The organism is Shewanella sp. SR44-4 (assembly GCF_014163715.1).
Lineage (GTDB): Bacteria > Pseudomonadota > Gammaproteobacteria > Enterobacterales > Shewanellaceae > Shewanella.
On the sequence record NZ_JACJDU010000047.1, the window covers coordinates 13,979 to 36,469 of the forward strand.

General features: G+C 42.4%; 20 protein-coding genes. 7 read left to right on the plus strand and 13 right to left on the minus strand.

From position 1 onward, the window contains the following. Nucleotides 1–111: 111 nt before the first annotated feature. Entirely contained in the window at nucleotides 112–792 is a 681-nt protein-coding gene (locus tag H5125_RS17800; RefSeq protein ID WP_182744909.1) for a 7-cyano-7-deazaguanine/7-aminomethyl-7-deazaguanine transporter, read from the minus strand. Nucleotides 793–1,098: 306 nt separating this feature from the next. Further along, nucleotides 1,099–2,481 (minus strand): isochorismate synthase MenF, encoded by a 1,383-nt coding sequence (locus H5125_RS17805; RefSeq protein ID WP_101088585.1) that lies wholly within the window; start codon nucleotides 2,479–2,481, stop codon nucleotides 1,099–1,101. Between the two features lie 317 nt (nucleotides 2,482–2,798). On the opposite strand from H5125_RS17805, the gene H5125_RS17810 reads away from it, so the two are divergent. Next, nucleotides 2,799–3,992 carry an HD-GYP domain-containing protein gene (locus H5125_RS17810; protein WP_101088584.1) on the plus strand — a complete coding sequence of 398 codons (1,194 nt, stop codon included), beginning with the start codon at nucleotides 2,799–2,801 and terminating at the stop codon, nucleotides 3,990–3,992. A gap of 28 nt (nucleotides 3,993–4,020) precedes the next feature. On the opposite strand, the gene H5125_RS17815 is transcribed toward H5125_RS17810, so the two are convergent. The 4 genes from H5125_RS17815 to H5125_RS17830 are packed head-to-tail and all read right to left on the minus strand — an operon-like array spanning nucleotide 4,021 to nucleotide 8,298. Next, nucleotides 4,021–4,452 (minus strand): group 1 truncated hemoglobin, encoded by a 432-nt coding sequence (locus H5125_RS17815; protein ID WP_182744910.1) that lies wholly within the window; start codon nucleotides 4,450–4,452, stop codon nucleotides 4,021–4,023. Beyond that, nucleotides 4,452–5,294: a DUF3034 family protein gene (locus H5125_RS17820; RefSeq protein ID WP_182744911.1), complete on the minus strand. Its 843-nt coding sequence runs from the start codon at nucleotides 5,292–5,294 to the stop codon at nucleotides 4,452–4,454. Before H5125_RS17820 ends, H5125_RS17815 begins: the two co-directional genes overlap by 1 nt. A 15-nt stretch (nucleotides 5,295–5,309) precedes the next feature. Beyond that, on the minus strand, nucleotides 5,310–7,625 hold the full coding sequence (locus H5125_RS17825; protein ID WP_182744912.1) for a bifunctional diguanylate cyclase/phosphodiesterase: 2,316 nt from the start codon (nucleotides 7,623–7,625) through the stop codon (nucleotides 5,310–5,312). Between the two features lies 1 nt (nucleotide 7,626). After that, a complete protein-coding gene (locus H5125_RS17830) occupies nucleotides 7,627–8,298 on the minus strand; it encodes a methylamine utilization protein (RefSeq protein WP_182744913.1) in 672 nt (223 codons plus the stop codon). A gap of 154 nt (nucleotides 8,299–8,452) precedes the next feature. On the opposite strand from H5125_RS17830, the gene H5125_RS17835 reads away from it, so the two are divergent. The 3 genes from H5125_RS17835 (at nucleotide 8,453) to ccoG (ending at nucleotide 12,378) form a co-directional block, all read left to right on the plus strand. Continuing rightward, a complete protein-coding gene (locus H5125_RS17835) occupies nucleotides 8,453–9,091 on the plus strand; it encodes a paraquat-inducible protein A (protein WP_101088579.1) in 639 nt (212 codons plus the stop codon). A 208-nt stretch (nucleotides 9,092–9,299) separates the two neighbouring features. After that, the gene (locus tag H5125_RS17840) at nucleotides 9,300–10,742 is read left to right on the plus strand and encodes a sigma-54-dependent Fis family transcriptional regulator (RefSeq protein WP_162024141.1); all 1,443 of its coding nucleotides are present in this window, start codon (nucleotides 9,300–9,302) and stop codon (nucleotides 10,740–10,742) included. A gap of 172 nt (nucleotides 10,743–10,914) precedes the next feature. Next, nucleotides 10,915–12,378, plus strand: coding sequence for a cytochrome c oxidase accessory protein CcoG (gene ccoG, locus H5125_RS17845; RefSeq protein WP_182744914.1), 1,464 nt, complete (start codon nucleotides 10,915–10,917; stop codon nucleotides 12,376–12,378). A gap of 148 nt (nucleotides 12,379–12,526) precedes the next feature. Here ccoG and H5125_RS17850 read toward each other — a convergent pair whose 3' ends face one another. Then, a complete protein-coding gene (locus H5125_RS17850; RefSeq protein ID WP_259395485.1) occupies nucleotides 12,527–13,039 on the minus strand; it encodes a malate synthase in 513 nt (170 codons plus the stop codon). Between the two features lie 153 nt (nucleotides 13,040–13,192). On the opposite strand from H5125_RS17850, the gene H5125_RS17855 reads away from it, so the two are divergent. Further along, on the plus strand, nucleotides 13,193–14,728 hold the full coding sequence (locus tag H5125_RS17855) for a DUF3612 domain-containing protein (protein WP_101088576.1): 1,536 nt from the start codon (nucleotides 13,193–13,195) through the stop codon (nucleotides 14,726–14,728). A gap of 76 nt (nucleotides 14,729–14,804) precedes the next feature. Here H5125_RS17855 and H5125_RS17860 read toward each other — a convergent pair whose 3' ends face one another. The 6 genes from H5125_RS17860 to H5125_RS17885 all read right to left on the minus strand — a co-directional run bounded on the left by H5125_RS17860 (nucleotide 14,805) and on the right by H5125_RS17885 (nucleotide 20,185). Beyond that, on the minus strand, nucleotides 14,805–16,145 hold the full coding sequence (locus H5125_RS17860) for a HAMP domain-containing sensor histidine kinase (protein WP_182744916.1): 1,341 nt from the start codon (nucleotides 16,143–16,145) through the stop codon (nucleotides 14,805–14,807). Beyond that, nucleotides 16,109–16,786, minus strand: coding sequence for a response regulator transcription factor (locus H5125_RS17865; protein WP_182744917.1), 678 nt, complete (start codon nucleotides 16,784–16,786; stop codon nucleotides 16,109–16,111). The genes H5125_RS17860 and H5125_RS17865 overlap by 37 nt, the downstream gene beginning before the upstream one ends. Before the next feature lie 43 nt (nucleotides 16,787–16,829). Beyond that, complete coding sequence (locus tag H5125_RS17870) at nucleotides 16,830–17,588, minus strand: hypothetical protein (protein WP_182744918.1); 759 nt, start codon at nucleotides 17,586–17,588, stop codon at nucleotides 16,830–16,832. A gap of 25 nt (nucleotides 17,589–17,613) precedes the next feature. Further along, nucleotides 17,614–18,423, minus strand: a complete 810-nt coding sequence (locus H5125_RS17875) for a hypothetical protein (RefSeq protein WP_182744919.1) — start codon at nucleotides 18,421–18,423, stop codon at nucleotides 17,614–17,616. Nucleotides 18,424–18,698: 275 nt separating this feature from the next. Further along, complete coding sequence (locus H5125_RS17880; protein ID WP_182744920.1) at nucleotides 18,699–19,331, minus strand: type 1 glutamine amidotransferase; 633 nt, start codon at nucleotides 19,329–19,331, stop codon at nucleotides 18,699–18,701. Then, entirely contained in the window at nucleotides 19,328–20,185 is an 858-nt protein-coding gene (locus tag H5125_RS17885; RefSeq protein WP_182744921.1) for a hypothetical protein, read from the minus strand. The genes H5125_RS17880 and H5125_RS17885 overlap by 4 nt, the downstream gene beginning before the upstream one ends. A gap of 331 nt (nucleotides 20,186–20,516) precedes the next feature. Between H5125_RS17885 and H5125_RS17890 the strand changes: the two genes are divergently transcribed. Both H5125_RS17890 and H5125_RS17895 read left to right on the plus strand, forming a co-directional pair. Further along, the gene (locus H5125_RS17890; protein WP_101088569.1) at nucleotides 20,517–22,037 is read left to right on the plus strand and encodes a flavocytochrome c; all 1,521 of its coding nucleotides are present in this window, start codon (nucleotides 20,517–20,519) and stop codon (nucleotides 22,035–22,037) included. Nucleotides 22,038–22,065: 28 nt separating this feature from the next. Next, the gene (locus tag H5125_RS17895) at nucleotides 22,066–22,419 is read left to right on the plus strand and encodes a cytochrome c3 family protein (RefSeq protein ID WP_011639305.1); all 354 of its coding nucleotides are present in this window, start codon (nucleotides 22,066–22,068) and stop codon (nucleotides 22,417–22,419) included. The last annotated feature ends 72 nt before the right edge of the window (nucleotides 22,420–22,491 follow it).

The following is a 22,491-nucleotide window of genomic DNA, read 5'->3' on the forward strand; positions in this document are numbered from 1 at the left end:
ATGTAAATCAAGCAATCATTTAAATAAACCTGTTATCTAAATTAAACCTATTATCTAGATTAAACGTTTACGCAAATACTATGATGCTCACTTGCTCACTTGCTCACTTGCTCATTTGCTCACTTGGATAACAACGTTGTCATTATCGTTGCCGTCATTAAGTAGAATCTTGTCTTGCAGCACTTTTAGTAACACACCATAAGCGGGCAAAAATAAACCTAGGCTCACTATCAGCTTAAAGGCGTAATCCACCGTGGCTATTTCTGGCCAGTGTGTTGCCATAAACGCATCGTTTGAGGCATAAAACGCTACACTGAAAAACACTAAGGTATCAACTAAGTTACCAATTAATGTTGATGCAGCAGGTGCGACCCACCAAGCTTTGGCCTGACGTAATTTTGCAAATACAGTGATATCCATGAGCTGGCCAATTAAGTAAGCCACAAAGCTGGCAAAAGCGATACGAAATACAAAATTATTCCACTCAGCTAAAGCGCTAAACGCTTGCAATTGACCTTGATGAAACAATACGCCGACTAAATACGACACGACAAGTGCCGGTATCATGGCTTTGAGGATAATGCCTCTAGCGGCTTGCTGACCAAAAACTCTCACGGTTAAATCAGTCGCTAGATATACAAATGGAAAGCTAAAAGCACCCCAAGTGGTGTGGTAGCTAAACAGCTGAAATGGCAGTTGGACAAGGTAGTTGCTTGCGCAAATAATTAAGATATGAAAACTGACTAATAGCATCAGTGCTCGGCGATATTTCGCCTGGGTTAACGTCAACATATTGTGGCCTTTTTAATTGGGTTAGCGCGGGGTGAGGGAACCCGCTATGAATTTAGTTAGCAGTAAGTACTTATGCTAACGAGGCTATTTAGCCGCCGTTAAACAGATAAGCTTACGTCTGTTATAGAGATTATTATTATTGTAGTTTATTGGCCGAGTTTACGTTACACACATCCATTAGTTAGGCCATATTGAAGGCAATACCAAGGTGTTGGCAAACGCGGGGGCGGGATAATAGCATGTGCTTTGCACAAGCGAAAGATTTCGTCGAGGATAACGCTATTGGTTTTAGTTCGCTGAGGAAGATTAAAAGTCGATTAAAATAGACAGAACTGTGGCTAACTTATTTTCCAGTTCTTGCCATTCAGCTTCAGGATCTGAGCCTGCAACAATGCCTGCGCCAGCAAATAAATTGATTCTTCTCGGCTCTATCAGTGCACTTCTAATTGCGACTGAAAACTCTGATTCATGATGATTTAAATAACCACAAGCTCCAGCATACCAACCTCTTGCATAACCTTCTCGCTGGCGAATAAAGTTCAGTGCAGCCTCGCGCGGTAATCCACCCACGGCGGGAGTGGGGTGCAGTGCGCGTAATAATTCAAAATCACTAACGCCCGGCTTTAACTGCGCTCGAATAGCGCGGTGCAAATGTTGAATATGATTAAGCTTGAAAATTTTAGGTTGCTCATCAGCACCTACATATTGGCTTAACGGTGTGAGCACATCGACAATATGTTTTCTGACTAACTGATTTTCATGGCTATTTTTAATGTCATCTAATAATGCCTGTGCCAGTACATTATCTTCTTCTGGATTGAGCCCTCGGACAGTTGTTCCTGCTAATGCTTCGGTAAACAGTTCCTGTTGGCGACGTAAATATAACCGTTCTGGTGAGCAAGAAATAAATGCGCGTTCAGGGCTAAATTGGAATCCAAATTGAAAACTATTCGGATTACGGCCTTGCCAACATGCTAGTACTGTCCACGGGTCAATATTGTCATCTACATCTATTTGGCTGTGGCGTGATAATACGACTTTAGGTGTTGAGTTGATAAAATTTGCTTGAGTGACTTGTTCAACTAACTCTTTCCAACGTGAAAAATTAGGTAAATCACTCCGACCCATTAATGTGAGTTTATTCGGCGGCGACAAAGGACGTGGCTTTTGCACCATTGCGATAGCATTTAGGGCAGATTGTATTTCGTCTTCAGGCTCACCATTTTCAAAATTAAGATTCACTAATACTCTGACGTGATTACCGCTACGGCGTAATTCAATTCTGGGTAATATAAAGTGCGCACGACCAAACTCAGGCCAACATTCTACAGTGCGATCAAACGCTAAACCGCCATAATAACGAATATCTTGATGATTGGTTTTATTGCGTTGCTGTTGATAAATTTGCGCTAGGGCATTGTCGTCAACTTGGTCGGCAAAATAAAACGTTTTGCATGAGCCTATGGCGGCGACATCTTCGTTTCTATCGCGGCCGTGCCAATAGATTTTTGGGTATATGGTTTGAGCGCTTAACCAAGATATTAATGGCAGCGCAGCAGTCTCTACAGATAACTGCACGATAGGGTCACAGATCGGCACATTGCGAAGTTGTTCGAGCTTAGTAATTAACTCGCTAAATTGTGATGAAAAAAAGTGACCAGCCAATCTATACCTCTCGTATAACAACATAAGAGTTAACGTTAATAAACCTATTAAATTGTGTCAATTGGCAAGATGAAAGCGTGTGATCTGAATTGCTAATATAGCGTACTCTTTACCAGCATCTTTGTACTGTAAATGATGCGGCAGCAAGTTACTCAATATCATCAACAACAGCTTGATTGTTTCTCGTTGAGATTTTTACAGAGATCGTGAATCGGAATGTGACCATACGGTAATATTTCCCTAAAAGAAGTAGGCGAACGAGCTAAAGTAGTTCAAAATATAGCTAGTATTATGTGAGCTAGATCCCGTTATTAAAGTTCTCTTTCGGAGTAATTGTTACAATGAATGATTCTGTGGAATCAAGCAATGTCATTAAAATCCCCATCGATAAACTTGCTTTAGGCATGTTTGTGACGGCAATAGATCATCAGCAAAGTAAGGTGGCTATTCGTAATCCCGGACAAATCAAACATCGTGATGCAATTTTAAAGCTGAAAAAAAATAACATTCTGCTTGTGTGGGTTGATGTTGATCGATCTTCAGATACTTGCGGGCTAAAAACAGCAGGTAAATCGAGCTCTGCTAGCAGTTTATTGGTACGTAAAGCGACTGTCACTCGAGATGGTCAACAAGTGCAGGCAAAAAAGCTACTTGCTGAAGCAAAAGGCTTAATTCAAAAAGTGATGTCGGAAACCTTCAGCGGTAAAGCCATTGAAGTCAGTCAATTTGAAGATGTTGCCGACAAAATGATTGAGTCTGTTATGGACGATGCGGATGCATTTAAGTGTATTTCTGCACTGCGTACCAAAGATGCTTATTTGCTTGAACATTCTATTAATGTTGCCTTTTTATTGGTGACTTTTGGTAAACATCTTAAGCTTGATCGTGAACTGCTAAAGCAGATGGCTGTGGGGGGGATTTTGCATGATATTGGCAAAATCCAGGTCGATAACGAAATTTTGCACAAACCAGGTAAGCTAACCCCAGAAGAATTTGAGCACATGAAATTGCATCAGTTTTATGCAATTGAAATCATGAATGAAACAAAAGGCTTATCGCAAGTGAGTAAAGATGTGTGCTTAATGCATCATGAAAAACTCGATGGCCGTGGTTACCCTAATGGTTTAAAAGATGAACAAATTCCTCAACATGGGCGTATGAGCTGTATTGTTGATATTTTTGATGCATTAACTGCTTCGCGTTGCTACAAAGAAGCCATGAGCCCGGCGGCAGCGTTTAAAATTTTGATAAGCTTGACCCCATTTCATCTTGATCAAAAGCTTGTTTATGAGTTCATTCGCTGTGTGGGAATATATCCAGTCGGTTCATTGGTGCAGCTATCGGATGAACGAGTCGGAATAGTATGGGACTCTAAAGGGCGTGATGCGTTGCATCCTATTGTTAAGTGTTTTTATTCGATTAAACATAAGCGCTACACTGAAGTGACTATGGTTGATTTGCTTAAATCAGAATTGCATATTGAACGTGGCGTATCACCAAGTATGCTTGATGTCGATCCCAGCCAGTTTTACTAATCGGTTATCATCATAAACGGTTGCTCAGCTAATGTTCGATAATATCTTGATACAGTGGTGCTAATTTAGCCAGTAATGCATTGCGGGTTGCTAGTGGGATATGCTGTTGTTTAAGTGCTTCGATTAAATGACCCACAACGGCATCAAAGTCAGCTTGGCTAATGTGTAATCCAATATGTGCATCAAACATGGATGCACCTTGGTACACACATTCTCCGCCACTGATTACACATAAATGCTCAATAAGCCGTTGGCGAAAAATCTGAATATCAGTTTGTTCAAAATGATGCAGAATACGTTTGTCTTGGGATAAATGGGCTAGAAAGTCATCGGTAATCATCCTGACGCCTTTATCTCCTCCCAGTTGCTGATATAGAGTTGTGGGTTGGCTTGCACAGGCAACAGACAGGAATAACAACGCGCCAAAAACGACTATATGATGTTTAACAATATTAACCATTACAGCGTTCCCTCTACAGATAAATACCACCCTTGCTGTTGCTCAAATCCGGCAATGCTGCCTAAATCAACATAAGCGCCTACAACAGAAAGGTGTTTATTAACAAACCAAGCCATAAAAATATCCTGCCAATCATTTTCTTCTGCAAAACCAAGTTGATCAGGCTTTTGTTTGTATTCATAACCCAGTGCAATATTATCGGTTAATAACACCGCAATAGAGGCTTCAGCTTGCAGTTGGTAATCGTTGTTCGTCGCAGTACCAAAACCAAGCAAACCAGTTTGGTTAGCTTTGGTTGCTCTGAGGGTTAAGTTAGTCACCAGATTACGGCCAGCAATGGCATCAAAATAGACTTTACTGGCAGCTAAATAGATATCAACTCCCCAGTCATCCCTTGCCCCAACAGCTTGCGGTAATGCAAAGTCGTCCACCCGTTTATATTGTAGCCCTAAGCTAATTTGTGGCATGGCGGTGTATAGCACTTCACCGGCTAGTTTGTATTTTACCCCAACAATATCTTGGCCCAGTTTGCCGCCTAGGGTGTCTAGATCAAAAGTTTGCTTAGCCATACTGAGTTCAAAGCGGTTATCAATGCTTAAGGATGCGCCAATAGAATGTAATGTAAAATCGTCAACATAGACGGCAGTATTCATTGCTGTGAAAGACCATTGGTCTGAGCTTGCATAACCATTAATGACTGCCCAAGGTACTATTCCTCCACCAGCACTACCCTCAATAGTTGTGGCGCCACCAGTAGCGATTACTTTACTTGTCTCAGCGTGAGCAGAAGCACTGATGAGGCTTAATAGCACCGATAATAGAATGCACATTAGTTGATACATTAACGTAGCGTATCCTTAACTGGGGGGCTGATTGTTAGATTGATTAAATTGCTGGAACCACACAATAAAATCATCTGCTTTAAGCGGTTTTGAATACACATAACCTTGAATTATATCGCAATTTAGCCCGCGCAGAATATTGATGCCTTCTACAGATTCAACGCCTTCAGCCACGACGGATAAATTAAGTCCTTTAATCAGTCTAATGCTGCTATCGACAATCATTAAATCAGTTGCATCAGTATGAATATCTTTAATAAAACTGCGATCAATCTTCACTTCATTAACGGGCAGTAACTTTAAGTAAGCTAATGAAGAGTGCCCGGTACCAAAGTCATCGATGGCAATGGCTAAGCCGATATTTCTAAACTGCTGTAAAACAGCAATCACCGTTTGTGCATCTTTCATCACAGCACCTTCGGTCACCTCTATCGACAGAGCGTTAATCGGTAAATTATTGCTAATCAGTAACTGTTCAATGTCTAACGGCAGCTGAGGATTAGTGAGATCATGGGCAGATAAATTAATCGCCACCGTCAGCGAAATACCTTGTTGCTGCCATTTGGCTAGCTGCTTAATGGTAGTATTTAATACCCAGTCGCTGATCATCGAGATATTACCTGAGTTTTCCGCTAAACGAATGAACTCATCCGGCGGGATAAACCCCAGTTCAGGATGCTGCCAGCGGATCAGGGTTTCTGCGCCATGGCAATGATTGCTCTGAATATTCACTTTAGGTTGAAACACCAAATGCAACTGCCCTTGTGCTAAGGCAATCGGTAAATCACGGATAATCATTAATTCACGTAAATAGCGTTCATCTTCACCTTGTTGATAAGTGGCTATGCCTAGGGATTCCACTCGGGCTTGATTTAATGCAATTTCAGCATGGCGAATTAAAGTATCAATATCATTACAGTCATAGTCACTGGATAAATCAACAATCCCTACCCGCACATTGACACTTATTTTTGAGCCCTGAATAGAAAATGGATTAGTTAATTGTCGTAGATAGTTATCAAGCTTTTCAAGCGGAATACTCGGTTGGAATAGCAACAAAAACGAGTCGCCATCCAAGCGCGATATTAGTTGGGCCGTTGGGGATAAGCTTTCTAAACGGCTGGCAAACAACACCAATAAATCGTCGGCATTGGCAAATCCAATGATGTTATTTAAATGGCGAAAGTTTTTAATGTCTATCATCACTAAACTGCCATGCATTTTACTCAGCAGCAGGCTGAGTTGTTGTTTAGCGGCCAAGCGATTATATAAACCCGTGAGGTTATCGTGTTGTGATTGATAAACTAAATCGTTTTCGCGCGATTCAATATTTTCACGCATTATCGATAAGGTGTTGGCTAATACTTGTAACTCAGCGGGTGCACCTTTAATCGGCGGAGGGTTTTCACCTTGGCCGACTTTGCGAGCAAAATTAACTAATGCATAAATGGGTTTCGTTAAGCCGCCAGAAAACCAAGCGGCAATCATAAACGCCAGTAAACACGTTATCGCGAATATAATTAACATGTTATTGCGCAGGGCATCGTAATTTTGCTGCCACTTAACATTTGATTGATGCAGTACCGCCCACTGATGACCACTATTTTTATCTAACGCAATGGTGGTCGATAAGTAGTTTGATGGTATGTCATCGCTGACCTTATCCACTGTTTTTGCTAATAGGTTAATACGCGCTAAAACATCTTGTTGTTGAGCTTGGGCTAGGGTCGAGACAATTTCTATTCTGCCAGCGGACTGGTTGATAAAACTGATATCAATTCCGGTAATGGTTTTGGCTTGGTCTGCGACATTCTTGTCCATAGTGAAGCCCATGCCGACCCAAGCTATTAATGTTGGCGCTTTGACGGGTTGCAACACAAATTGGTAACTACTGTGGTCATAATTGAAAATTTCGAACGTGGTTGAGCGATTCTTGGTTAATGCAAATAACTCATCGACATTAGCTGCAGTGAGCCCTTGCAAGCTTGATGACAGTAGTTTTCCCTGTGGAGATAATAAAATAGCAGCGTCAGCATTAATGCGCCTGCCATGGTTGGCTAACACTGACGATATTGTATCTTGCTCGCCAGTGGCAACGGCGCGTTTAAAACCAAAGTCCGCACTGAGTAACGACAAACTTTGATTTAGCTGATCGCTTCGGTTCGATAACATTTCGACAAAAATATTGGAACCAATATTAAGGTTTTGAGTTTGCTGTTGGCGAAAATCTCGCTGAGTTGCGCTTAATACAAACAAGGCAGTGGTTAACTGCATTAAGGTCAGTATTAATAGGAAAGCTATTATCAGCCGGTTGCGAAAACTAGTAGGCATGCTATCCCGTGACATCGCTTGCTTGAGGGTAACTACCAAAGCCGCTAGGTGGCGACGATGGTTTATCTTGGTGTTCAACATCAATGCTAAACGTTAACTGATTATCGTCATTGCTTACAATGACCAAAGATGAAGGTGTTGCCGTTATTTGCCAAGGATGCCAAATGTTGACCTGGTATTCGCCTGCAGGTATATCTGTTAATTGGAGTTTACCTTGTGTATCACTCACCGAAAAATAAGGACTGCTGGCCACATAAATAAAGGCCTGCATGTAATCATGAATATTGCAGCCTATGGCAACTAAACCAGGTTTATCAAATGTAATCGGGTCTTCAGTTGTGCCTACATACAATTTTAACTCAAATTGTTTGGCTTCAGAAAATGAATAAACATGGTGCCGAGTGCGATCTAAATTAGGAAAATCAACCTTGGCACCTTGCGGCACTGCCAATACAAAAGGTGAGAACACTCGATTTTGTTGGCGCATTTGGTAAGGAGCTAAGGTCGATGGCGTTGTATTAGATGGTGACATAGAAATTAACTCTACCACGCTATCGCTTAGCATCACGCCTTGCGCATCGGTAACATTAATCGTCAAAGTAGCCGCAGTCACTGCCGCTGAAAAAAAATACGTTAAACACAACAAACATGTCGTAAATGGATTTATTGGCATGTATTGGCCTCATTATTAAGAGTGTAGCAAGAGTGCCGCGTAGTGGTTAATGGTCTACGTAATATGGCATCATAACCTACAAGAATCAAAATACAGCATCATCACAGCTTAATGCGACTATTTGTTTCGGTATACATCAGCAAACGAGGTGTTCATGAAAATGTATGTATCCATCAGTTTAGTACTGATATCGTTAATCCTGCTTATTCCCGGCGTGACAGAACCGATGTTAACGATAACAGGCACCATTGAAAAGTCGCAGTTAGTGGATACGGGTAAGGATATGTTAATCCAAGATTTAACGGAAGACTCTCGTGCTAATACCCGTGGAATATTGGATATTGCCGCCAGTATGTTAGGGCTAGATACGCTAGAAGGTGAAGTAGAGGTTTTTCGTAATAGCCGCAGTATCATTGATACCATTTCAGCACTATACCAATCACATCATTTCGTCGTTGCCATGTTGGTCGGGTTATTCAGTATTGTGATCCCTGCCGTTAAGTTAATCACCATGCTCATATTACTGCTGCCAGTGCCACCCTTAATTAAGCAAAGATTGAGCAAAATGATCAGTGGTATCGGCAAATGGTCTATGGCCGATGTGTTTGTGGTCGCAATTATTGTGACTTACATGGCAGGTAATGCGTCAGCTGGAATGGGCGACATGCTTAAGACTCAATCTCAGTTTGAAATCGGTTTCTATTATTTTTTAGGTTACTGTATTTTTTCAATCGCCAGCCAGATGATGGTCGACATGACACAAATGCAAAAGTCGCAGAATACCGCTCGCTAATATAGACAACCGAGGCTACTAGATTTGTGAGCTGGCGACATTGAAATTCGACGTTAACGTAAAAAAGGCTTAAATCAGCTTATTATTTTGATGATTCATGGGAATCACGATAACAAGTCATTATGGTTAAGCGAAGTCGCGATATTTCGCGACTTATGTTTTACAATGGTTATAATGAGTCTATGTACTAGTAACCTTAAGATTGGCTATGACTGACTCTACAACCCCTGAATATATTGGCTCCGATCATTTTTTGCCTAAAAATACTCTGTTGCTTAATGCCATGACAGAGGGCGTGTATGGTTTTGATTTAGCCGGTAATGCGGTGTTCATTAACCCCGCAGCAGAGCAAATGACAGGCTGGAAAAGTGCCGAATTAATTGGCCGAAATATTCACGACTGCCATCATCATAGTCATGCAGATGGTAGTCATTATCCTCAACATGACTGCCCCATTTATCGCACCTTACAAGATGCTATTCCTCGGCAAGTGAACGAAGATGTATTTTGGCGCAAAGATGGCAGCAGCTTTCCGGTGTATTACAGCTCAACCCCAGTATATGATCAGCAACAACTCGTCGGTGTTATCGCGATATTTCGTGATGTAAGCATGCAAAAACATACCGAGCAATCATTGAGACAAGCATTAGCGCAAGTGCAGGCTTTGTCAGAACGGTTAGCATCAGAAAATCAATACTTACTCACTGAGCTACAAGGTCAGCAAGGCGCGTCAGGAATATCGGGTAACAGCCAACCTATCAATCAACTCATGCAACAGATCCACTTGGTCGCTAATACCGACAGTACCGTACTCATTTGCGGTGAAAACGGCACCGGCAAAGAGTTAGTTGCGCGTAACTTACACAGGCTAAGTCATCGTAAAGACCAGCCGATGGTGAGTGTTAACTGCGCCGCATTTTCGACCGCATTGCTGGAAAGTGAGCTGTTTGGTCATGAAAAAGGCGCATTTACTGGTGCTACAGCGCGTCGCAAAGGCCGATTTGAATTGGCCAATAATGGCACCTTATTTTTAGATGAAATTGCCGAGTTGAGCTTATCGGCACAATCTAAATTGTTACGGGTGATTCAAGAGCAAAGCTTCGAGCGCGTTGGCAGTAGTGAAACCATTAAGGTCAATATTCGCTTAGTGGCTGCCACCCATCACGATTTAACCGCGCGAGTAGAGCAAGGCTTGTTTCGCATGGACTTATATTACCGCTTGAACGTATTTCCAATTACCGTGCCGCCGTTACGAGAGCGCCGCGAAGATATTCCGCAATTAGTCAGTGATTTAGTCGCATCACTGAGCAAAAAACTCGGTAAAAAAATCACTAAGGTGAGTGCTAAAGGACTGAAGAATTTACAGCAATATGCTTGGCCTGGTAACGTGCGTGAGTTGCAAAACCTGATTGAGCGAGAAATGATTTTATCGCAAAGTGGCCATTTACTGTTTAATACTTTACCTGTAGCGGTTGCCACACCGTTAGCTACCAGCACGTTAACCATGGCACAAGCCGAAGCCGCACATATTATTGCGGTATTAAATGCTAGCCACTGGCGTATTTCTGGCCCGTTTGGTGCTGCTGCAATGCTAGATATGCCGGCGAGTACCTTACGATCTCGAATGAAAAAGTTAGCCATTACACGCTAATTTTTATGATTGGTTTTATTAGATCGCGATATATCGTGTAAAAAGTGATATATCGTGACATTGTTGTATAAGTATTTTATTTTAATCTTTTTAAATCAAATAATTACAATTATATCTAAGTTGGCTTAGTCTTTGCTATAACAGGGCAATATTGTGTTATAGGAATACATTTATGCCCAAATCATCATCTCAAACTCCGGCAGCGACTGTGCCAGTTGATAAAGCTGCCGTTTCACAACGGATTCCAGTGGTGCAAATTGCTACGCCGTCGACAAAAATTCAGGTTCGAGAACAGAAGGGTGTATTTCAACGGCTGCGTCAGCACAGTAATACGTTACTGATTGCGATTTTTTTCATGATCCCATTTATCAATTATCAAGGCCGACAAGCCATTCTGTTTGATGTCACCGAACAGCAATTCTTTTTCTTCAATATCACCCTGTGGCCACAAGATTTTACCGTTTTAGCGTGGTTTTTTATGGCCGCGGCTTTTGCATTGTTTTTTGTCACGGTTTACTGGGGCCGAGTTTGGTGTGGTTTTTTGTGTCCGCAAACCGCGTGGACTTTTATATATATGTGGGTAGAAGCCAAGGTAGAGGGCAATCATCATCATCGAGCGGCATTAGACAAAGCACCATGGTCACTGAGTAAAGTGCGTAAACGAGTGACGAAGCATGCGGTGTGGATGGTGTTTGCCTTGCTAACTGGCTGCGGGTTTATTGGTTATTTTATGCCTGCACGCGAGTTATATGTTGATATTTTTAGCATGAGTAGTGGTTTTTGGACTGGCACCTGGGTGTGGTTTTTTGCCATATGCACTTATTTAAATGCCGGCTGGATGCGTGAAATGATGTGTTTGCATTGCTGTCCTTACTCGCGTTTTCAAGCGGTGATGTTTGACGCCAATACTAAAACCGTGAGCTATGATGCTGATCGAGGTGAATCTCGCGGGCCACGTAAGCGCTCACAAAAAACGGAACTAGGTGACTGTGTAGACTGTAATTTATGTGTTGATGTTTGCCCTACTGGGATTGATATTCGTAACGGCTTGCAATACGAATGTATTAACTGCGGTGCCTGTGTTGATGCATGTAATCAAACCATGGAAAAATTTGGCTATGCACCCAATTTAATCAGCTTTACCAGCGAAAATGCCTTAAAAGGACAACCCAAAGCCAGCCTGTTGTCGCTAAAATCGCTTGGTTACGCCAGTGCATTACTGATCATGATTGTGCTGATTATTAGCGATTTAAGTCACTTAAGTCATATACAGCTCAATGTAATCCGCGACCGCCAAACCTTGTATCGTCAAGTGGGTATCGATAAAGTTGAAAACAGTTATCAACTTAAAATTCGCAATAAAACTCAACAAATGGCTTTTTATCAAATCAGTATCAGCAATGACGATCCCCAAAAGCAAACATTGCAAATAGTCACCGACAGTTTGATTGCGATAAAACCTGCAGAACAACTGGATTATCCGTTGACCCTCAGTGGCCGCCTGAGTAACCGCACGAGTGATAGCACGCAACAAACAGTGCAATTTAAAGTGACCCAAATTCAAAGTTTGGAAAATCCAACGCCAACGGAACCTGCTAATGAGATCTCGCAAACATCACGCTTCTTTTGGCCATAATCTCAGTATCTCAGTATGACGGCATAAACGCGTGTCGACATTATTGGATACTACGCAGCAAAATGGTTAAGTAACAAAAAGGCTTGTCGCATTATTAATGGGACAAGCCTTTTTTGCTAAACGTTCGCAGTGTAATCGCGATAAGCCATTAACGCTGATGTAACGCGTAGTCGCTACCATCTTTAGCAGTAAACACTTTACAGTTGCCTTCAGTTGGCTGACAGCCTGTGTGGATTAAGCTAATCCATTGCTTGTATGGCGTCGGCAAATTCTTAATTGGAATCGCAACTTGAATGTCTTCAATATTAGCCTGGTCTGTGGTGCCCATTTGTCCTTGGCGGTCGAAACAAATCTCAACATGGGTATCATTATTCTTTAATACAACAGATGTTGGTTCACTTTTGTGACCCGTCAGTGCCACAAATTGACATGGATTTTGTAAACCACACTGAGAGCCGTCTTTTAAAAATGCCAATAAGTGAGTGTAGTAAACTACATAGCTGCTGACATCTTGGTGCGAGCCTTCAGTTAATGGAAATTGTGCATCCAAAAAGTCTTTGGCGTTTGTGGTGCGATCCTGTTGATTCGTCTTTGCCACAAATTGCTCACCAATGAAGCGGTTAAGGTTTTGGGTGGCTGTTGCGCTTGCTTGAGTAGACATATTCATCGCCTTATTCCTCTTCGTATTGTTGTAGGTCACAAAACCTTTTTCAGTATTGTTTATCATTAAGCCTTGTTCGCAGCTTGATTTTTAGTCTATGCTATTTTTACAAACAATTTCACAATAAAAATTTTACAGTGTGAATTATACAAAATGAGAAATGATAAAAGCTTAATGCGAAAGACCCATTTTTTGGGCACAAAGATAAGAAACTTGCGTAAACGCAATAACTTAACCATGGAAGACTTGTCTGCTCGTTGTATGCGTGTTGACTCAGGTAACTCGCCATCAGTGTCATACTTGTCAATGATCGAGCGCGGAAAACGTGTTCCAAGCGCTGATATGTTGGCGGTAATTGCAGTGGTTTTTCAAAAAGAAGTGGAATGGTTTCTTGATGATGTGCCAGAAGATGAAGCGATTACGCCTGAAAAAGGCAATAAAGGTGGCATTAGTGGTATGCCGCTAGAGCCGAGTTTTTTGTTCTCCAATGACATTTTGCAAATTGCCATCCCTGAAATGTTGTCGCAAACCGGCACCAGTGGCCGCCAATTTGCTCATTTACTGATCCGCGCGCACCAAGAGCATCATCAAAACCATTTTCCTGATTTAGAGCGTGCCGCCGAAGAAGTCGGCTTAAAACGTATGCCGCTTGCCACCGAAGATATTATCGATATTGCCAAAGGCATGGGCTTAAAAATTAAATGGATCGACCGTGCTCCTAAAGAAGTTATCAACGAAATGGGCTTGAGTTCTAAGCAGTTGGTTACCTCATTTTTTGAGCCACCGGGAACCATTTATATCAGTAATATTCTGAAAAATAGACCCAGCAGATTGAGATATGACTTGGCCGTGCACATAGGTCATTGTGTGTTGCACAATAAAGACGGCTTAAAAAGTGTGATGATGTCTGGTCGCCGTGATGACTTTGATGATGCGCTGGTCCCTCAGTCAAACACCTTGAATGCACAAGATATTTTGCATGCGTGGCGTGATTTTGAATCAAGCTTTTTTGCGGGTGCTTTGTTGTGTCCTAAAGTGCCGTATCGGCAGTTACTTGACCGACATGGCTATGAGATTAGCGTGCATAAACAACTGCAGGTGTCAGCGTCTGTTGCTATGCGCCGCATGACGGTAGTGTCGCCTTATCCGCACTGGCATTACTTTGATGCCTACGCACCGGGTAAGCTAAAAGCAGTTTATCGTGGTAATGGCATTCCTTTGCCTTGGGGTAACATGCGCCTGGTAGAAGACCCTTGTCAGCACTGGGCTGTGTTTAGAATGATTAACGAGCCAGTAGCAGGCACGTCTGCGCAAATATCAATTTTAAATGTCGGTAATGAACCGCGTATTTATTGCTGTGAATCGATTAAGGTTGATGACTCGGCAGGTAATCCGCATGTGTTATGTGCGGGTATTGATTTAAATCCGGCGATTGAAGCGCAAGGCAAAGATGCGCAGTCGATTGCACATGAATTAAAACAAGCTTGCTCAACGGGCGGCGGCTCAATCATTATTCCCAAACATATCCAAAAGGATCTTATCAGTGTGGCGAAAATCCTTAATATTAACTGGATTGAGCGCGGGATTAAAAAAGATGCACAGCTAATTTGCTCGCGTGGAGCAGTGTGCCCACGTCAGCCAAGCTGTTATGCCGCAGGGCGTAATTTATGCGAGGGAGATCAAGGCTAAGTTGACCTTTGTTGATGCCGCATCTGCATAAGTTGATGCGGCATAACAGGCGTGATTAAACGGCACCTCAATCCTGTTAAAGAGCAAACTGCACTGTAATGCAAAGCCCGCAGTTATTGACGGCATCGGTTGGCGCTAAGCTAATTTTTGCATCCATTTGCTGCACAATACTCGCCACAATCGCTAATCCCAACCCTGAGCCATATTCGTTACTGCCCAAGACTCGATAAAAGGGTTCAAACACTTTTAGAGCTTCATCTGTGGCGATACCAGGACCAGTGTCTTTGATGGTCATCTTGATGTATTGCTCTGTTTTAGTAATGCTTAAATCAATTTTACCGCCATTTGGGGTGTAGCGAATCGCATTGTCGATAAGGTTGTGAATTAAGGTTTTTAAACGGACAGGATTGGCATTGAGTTCGGCGTCGTTATCTTGGCTAAAGCCCAAATCAATCTCTTTCGCTTCTGCAAGTGAGTACAGATCTTCAATCACCTCAACGAACACCATTTTTAACGATATTTTTTGAGGTTGTTGGACGCTGTTGTCTTGTTGACGCGCCATCGACAATAGTTGTTCTAGTAGATGAATACTGCGACCTATTCCGGCTTGTAGTGCATTAAGCTTCTGGCGCGCATCGTCCGTTAACTCTGTCTGCTGAAGACGTTGTGCCTGTAACGACAGTGCAGTTATGGGCGATCTTAATTCATGGGCGGCATCGGCAATAAAACGCTTTTGGCTAGCAATAACCTGGCTATTTTTGCTGAGTAAACGATTAATTGCCTCAACAAAGGGCACAATTTCACTCGGCAATTGAGTGGTGGGAATTAGCTGTAGGTCATGCTCAGTTTGACGGTCAACTTCGTGGGCTAAAATACTAATCGGGCCAAGAATTTTACCTAGAATATACCCCAGTAATAACAGTAAAAGCGGAATTAATACTAACAATGGCATCAGAGTATGCAGCGCGGTTTCAAACGCAATATCGTCACGAATAGCAGTATCTTGGGCGATGGCGATACGTTGAGTGGATGACAAGGTGCGAACAAACACTCGCCAAGATTGGGTGGCTAAATTAACCGTATGAAATCCATCGGTTAAATTGCTCGGCAAGGCTAGGGTATTTTGGGCTAAGGCATTACTTGCTGAGTTGCTACCCAATAACTGCACTGAAACCTGAAACTCCAACTGATCTTGGCTTAACGGGGTGAGTGTTCCGTTGTTTAGCGTAAGCGAGTAATGGTCAAATAGCACTGCCATTTGTTGCAATACATCATCTTGTAGCTCATGTGCTTCTTCAAAAGCACTGCTAAAGGTAAAGCTGGCGGCTATCATCGCAACAGACAAAATGGCTGCTGAAATCCAATAAGATAAGCGTGTTTTTAACGAGTTACTGGGGCGTTTTTTGACACCATCCATCCTACACCTCTGACATTTTTTATGGTTTCTGTACCCAATTTTTTACGTAAACAATGAATTAAAAACTCTACCGCATTACTTTCTACCTCTTCACCCCAACCATAAATTCGTTCTTCTAAATCACTTTTTGAATGAATCGAACCGGGTCGAATAAGCAATGTTTGCAGTAAGGCGAACTCGCGGTTAGACAGTAAAATATTATCTTGAGTGAGGGTTTTGGCTTCATGTGTGGCTGGATTTAGCCAAACAATATTATTGGTTAACTCAGGTGTATGTTGGTTGGCATTGCGCCTTGTTACTGCACGAATGCGTGCCAGTAGTTCGGTTATATCGAAGGGCTTAACGACATAATCATCGGCACCTAAATCGAGCCCTTTGACTCGGTCTTCTAGGCTGTCTCTGGCGGTAATAATGATCACCGCCAGTGCGGGATGCTGAGCTCGAATATATTGCATTACTTGTAAACCATCCAGTTTAGGTAAGCCAAGGTCGAGCAACACCACATCGTATTGCTGGCAACGTAAACTGTGCAGTGCCGCTTCACCATCGCATATCCAATCAACCGCATAGGCGACATCTTTTAAGGCGCTTTGCATGGCATCGCCAATCATTTTATCGTCTTCTACTAATAAAATACGCATAGCACCTCAATCGGACACAATGACACAAAGTGAAAAGTCTTGATTAATGATGTGTTGTCGCGGCTTGCTGCTTAAATAACATTAAACACAACACCATACCAAAGAGTAATGCGGCCGACGCACTAAAGCGACTAAATTCTAATCCACCATGACTAATGGGTTTATCTAAAAAGTCACCCACCACGGCACCTAAAGGTCTGGTTAAAATAAAGCTTAGCCAAAACAACAGAGTGCGAGATATAGAGCTCCAAAGATAGGCAGCTAATAACACTAATAACAGGCTACCAAAGATTAACGCACTGACATCATAACCAAGGCCTGCACTGTCTACTGTCCAGTCGCCTAGCGCTGTACCTAAGGTTTGTGACAGTAAAATCGTCACCCAATAAAAACATTCGGTTTTGGTATTGTTTATCGACTGATTCGACAGGCTACCTGCACTGACGTACCAAATTGAAAATGACATACACAACAAGCTCACTAGTAGCAATGTGCCGCCGGTATAACCTATGCCTAGTGAGCGGTCGGCAAAGTCAGCCATGGTTGTGCCAGCCGTCGTTGTAGCAATAATAGTGGCCCAATAAATACTCGAAGAATACTGTTTACTGCGAATTTGTATTGCTACCGCTATCGCGAATAAACCGATAAAAATAACTGAGCTAACTAAGTAGCCGAGGTTAAGCGACATCGATAAAGCATCTCCTGCCGTTTCGCCTAAGGTGGTGGCCAGTATTTTTACCAACCAAAATATTAAGGTGACTTGTGGCACTTTAGTCAGCGCTTGCTTTTGTAGTGTGTCCATATAGATGCTCACTTTTGTTGATAGATTATTGGCTTTTTTGCTGTTTGGCGCGAACGGTTAGGTATGCCACAAGTGCAATAATAATCACTAAAAACACAATGCTGGTGCTGGTGGTACCAAACCCTAGGCCGCCTTTACGAATGGGTTGTGACAGTAAGTCGCCGATAGATGCACCGAGTGGACGAGTTAATATATAAGCTAGCCAAAAGCACAATACGGCATTCGCCTTGAAGCGATAAAAGACTAGGCTTATCAGCGTAATTAACCCACCAAATACGATTGCCGACATGCCATAACCTACATTCATATCTTCCGATACCCAATCGCCCACAGCAGTACCAAGTGCGAAGGTAAATAGAATGGCCAACCAATAAAATAGCTCACGTTTAAGAGTGACAATGGAGTGGATGGATAAGGTGCGTTCTTTACTGAACCAGTATGTAAATGTTGCCGCTAATAATGCGCTAAACACCGCTGTCGATACCGGTAGAGGCACATCGAGTTTGTCTGTAAGAATGTCGGTGACTAAGGTGCCAAAAATACTGATAAGCACCACAACACTCCAATATGCACCTGGGCGATATTGGCTTTGTTTAAGCTGCACCCATAAGGCGAAAAGTAAAAATACTCCCATGATGATGCTGGTATTAATCATGCCTACGTGAAGATGGAAGCTAAGATAATCTGCTGCGGTTTCACCAACGGTGGTCGACATCATTTTTATGACCCAAAAAATCAACGTGATTTCAGGTACTTTGTTGAGCCAACTGTGTTGCGGTGCATTGCTGCTATTTAGGGTATTGCTGGTTACTGGTGTTATGACTATTGGTTTCATGTGGACTCCTGATCCAGTAGTGAAACATGCTGTAGTCATATAGTGCCGAGCAATACTTAGCCCAAACATAGGGCTAAGTATAGAGCGACTTTTTTCGGTTATTTTTTAGCGATAGCATTTGGCTTGGTTATTAGACTAAGACATATAGGTAAACCATTTCGTTAAGCACTTACGGAGGTACTTTCATCAAATACTTTTGTGAACCATTACGGCGCATTGATAATTTTTATGCAGTTCTGGGCGCCATATATTGCGCTATAGATTACACCTAATTTTCAACAAAAGTGCTCAGTAAGTAGCTTAAAAAAGAACGGTTCGAGAGTATCTTGCATAGCGTGAGTGTGCGGTGTGTTAGTTACAGGGCACTCATCACCAAAATGACTGACGAGTTGCCCTATTTGCGCGGAATTCCATTCAGGATGAAACTGCAAACCAATAGCCTGTTGGTGGTGATACATTTGCACATTACACTGTGCTGAACGAGCTAGCGACACAATACTGTCAGGTAAGTTAATGGCTTGATAATGCCACTGCGGCACAGCCATTATCGTACCATCAGCAAAGGTTACCTCATGCCAACCCAGTTCAGGATTAGGCATATCAATGACTTGGCCACCAAGTTCAATTGCCAATAACTGCGCGCCCAAACAAATGGCCAATAAAGGGACTTGTTGAGTTAATGCCTGTTTAATTAATCTTGACTCGGTTTGCATCCAAACAGGGTTATCCACCACATTCATCGGCCCACCTAAAATAATTAATCCTCGGTAAGCATCGAGATTTTCGGGCAAAGATTCTGGTGCATAAAAACACTCAAGTTCGATACTGTGTTGTTTAGCCCACAGTGCCATTCTACCGACGCCTTCGGCAGGGTGATGCTGAAATACTGCAATAGTTTTGTGGATCATTTCAGTTCATCCAACTCTATATACACTCTTGAAACCGTAGTCATTGGACGAGTGATGTTTGGCTTTGTGTTTGGGGCCACTAGAGAAGTGTTTTTAGGTGTTGTGTCGGGCAATGCAGCACGAAGTTGGGCTTCATTGTTAAATAACTTTGCCGTATCAATAGGAATAACAATTTCTGCGGGTAAGCTATTGCCGACATTATCGAGGCGTACAATATGATCGGCATCGGGTCGAGTCGTCAGGCGTTTAACAAGAAACTGCACTTTATCGTTAGGGTTGTTATTAACCTTAAGGTAAGTATTGTTGCTGGTTTTTTGTTGCTCGAACTGAGTATCTAATTCATTGAATACTAACACCCTAGTCACGGTTAGCCCTTGGTTCTTCCATTGCATTTCACCGCCGCGTTCAAAATGGCCTTTAACAATATCAACGTTTAAATGTTCAATATGACTTGGATGAGCGGGAGATAGCATCGATAGGTCAAATTGTTGCGGCACTATGGTCCAAATCGGATATCCGCTAGCTGCCGATAACGTTAAGCCGTTGATTACCGCTGTGTTGATCTGGGGATCATCAAAGGTTAGCTGCAACACGACTTGGGCATTATGTGGGGGGTGAAACATCGGTAAATGCGAGGCAAATAGACCATATTCACTGCCAAACAATAGCATGCCGTGAAGTCCAACTCGAACTTGCGCAGTTAACGGACTATCTGTTGGAGTATCAACTTGTGTCGCATTGGCGCTGAGTGGCAGTAGCATCAAGATGGCCAGTAAACCCCGATACAAATCATTGTCAAAGCGACGTATGGATAATGGCGAAAACAGTGTGGTGATATAGCGATTCAGTAACATATTAGCGGCTCTTCTGTGTAGATGGCAGATGGGGCCGTCCCCGATGTGAATACCTGTCGATGAAACATGGTGCATGTCAGGCTGAGGTCGTCCTCAATGGGTTAATCATATCGATTAAATAAAGAATAAACCAGCTGTTATGCGGGGCGGTTCACAATTTGGATTCAGTTCCAAAAGCAAGCTTATGCAGTAATTTCATTGAAAGTCCTACCTACAATTGATTAGTCGATGTTCGCTGTTATTTTCACCAAACATTAACAATAGTTCCCGTTTTGGAATTGATTCCATCGATATGATGAAGCGTCAATAATATAAAAAGGGGTGATAACCTATGAGCAATATAGATCTATTAGGGCGCCGTAAGTTTATTGCAGGTCTAGGTATTGCTGCTGGTGCAGCGATGGTAGCACCAGCAATGGCAGTGTCTGAAAAGGCAGATGGTGTTAAATGGGACAAAGAAGTTGAAATCGTCATTATTGGTTCTGGTTTTGCGGGGTTAGCTGCCGCAATCGAAGCCACCAAACATGGTGCAAAAGACGTTCATATATTTGAAAAAATGTCCTATTTTGGTGGTAACTCGGCGATTAACGGTGGGCTTTTTGCCGCACCAGGCACGCCGATGCAAAAGAAAGAAGGTGTTGAAGACTCGGTAGACAGAATGGTTAATGACCAATTATTGTCTGGCCGTGGCATTGCCGATGAAGGGTTATTGCGTCATGTCGCATCTCATGCGGTTGAAGCGTTACAAATGACCTTAGATGCAGGTTCTGAATACCATCCTTACTTACAACAACTAGGTGGTCACTCGGTTGCACGTACTTACCAAACCTCAGTAAGTTGTGGTGCTGGTATCACCCAACCATTGTACAAAGAGTGTAAACGTATTGGTGTAAACACCCACAATCGTTCAAAATTTGAAGGATTCCTCGTTGGTAATAAAGGCGAAGTTGTTGGTGTTAAAATGCGTCAAAATTATCACTTTGGCGAAGACCAGCCTGGTAAAGTCCTCAATATTCGCGCCAAACGTGGTGTGATTATGGCTACCGGTGGCTTTGCGCAAAATGTTGATTTACGTATGGCTCAAGATCCTACTTTAACTGCAGACGTTGGTTGTACCAACGCACCAGGTGCAACAGGCGAGGGCATGTTCGAAATGTTCCGTTTAGGGGCTATCCCTGTGCATTTGGCTCACATTCAATCAGGTCCTTGGGCTTCACCTGATGAAGGTGGCTTTGGTTATGTGTCTAACTATTCAATTTTCAATTTACCTCATTCAATTGCTGTTAGCCGTACAACCGGTAAGCGTTTCATGAATGAAATTGCCGATCGTAAAACACGTGCTGATGCTGAATTAAGCAACCGTGATGAAAAAGGTAATCCTGTACCACCACTGTTGATTTCAAGCTTTAAAGACTCTAAAGCACATCCAAATACCGAAAAAGTGATTAAGTACAATGTCGGTTGGAAGTTTGAAAGCCTTGAAGAGTTGGCAACACACTTTGGTGTCCCTCTAGCTGGGTTAAAAGCACAAATCGCTGAATACAATGGCTATGTAAAATCTGGCGAAGATAAGCAGTTTGGCAAAGATATGACGTTGGCTAAAAACAAAATGATCGAAGCGCCATTTACTGTCGTTCGTTTGTGGCCAAAAGTGCATTACTGCCAAGGTGGTGTAAAAGTTAATACCAAAGCCGAAGTAACAGATAGCTTTACTGGTAAGTCTATTACTGGTCTTTATGCCGCGGGTGAAGTGTGTGGTGGTATTCATGGCGTTAGCCGTTTAGGCAGTTGCTCTATCCCAGAATGTATGGTGATGGGCATGACTGCTGCTAGAAGTCTCATGAACGTTTAACCAGACCAGTGAACAAGAGGAATCATTAATGAAAAACTTTAATATTATACTTGGGCTGGTACTACTTGGATTAACCAGCTTATCAGTACAGTCAGCAGAGATCCGTGACTACCATAAAGAGGTTATCGGTAAAGACTGTAAAACTTGTCATGATAATGGCATCAAGCAGTTTCCATCTGATCAGTCCTGTTTGCAGTGTCATGATGTTGATGACTTAGCAAAGAAAACCGCCAGAAGTGAAGAAGACAAGTGGCAGAACCCACACAATAACCTTCACTATGGTAAAGATGTACCTTGCCAAGAGTGTCACAGCGAACATAAAACCAAACAACCATTATGCAGCAATTGTCATACGTTTAAGTTTGATAAGCATAAAGGGTAAACTAATTTAAATTGATATTAGTTTTAAAAGCCGCATATTAATCACATATAATATGCGGCTTTTATATTATAT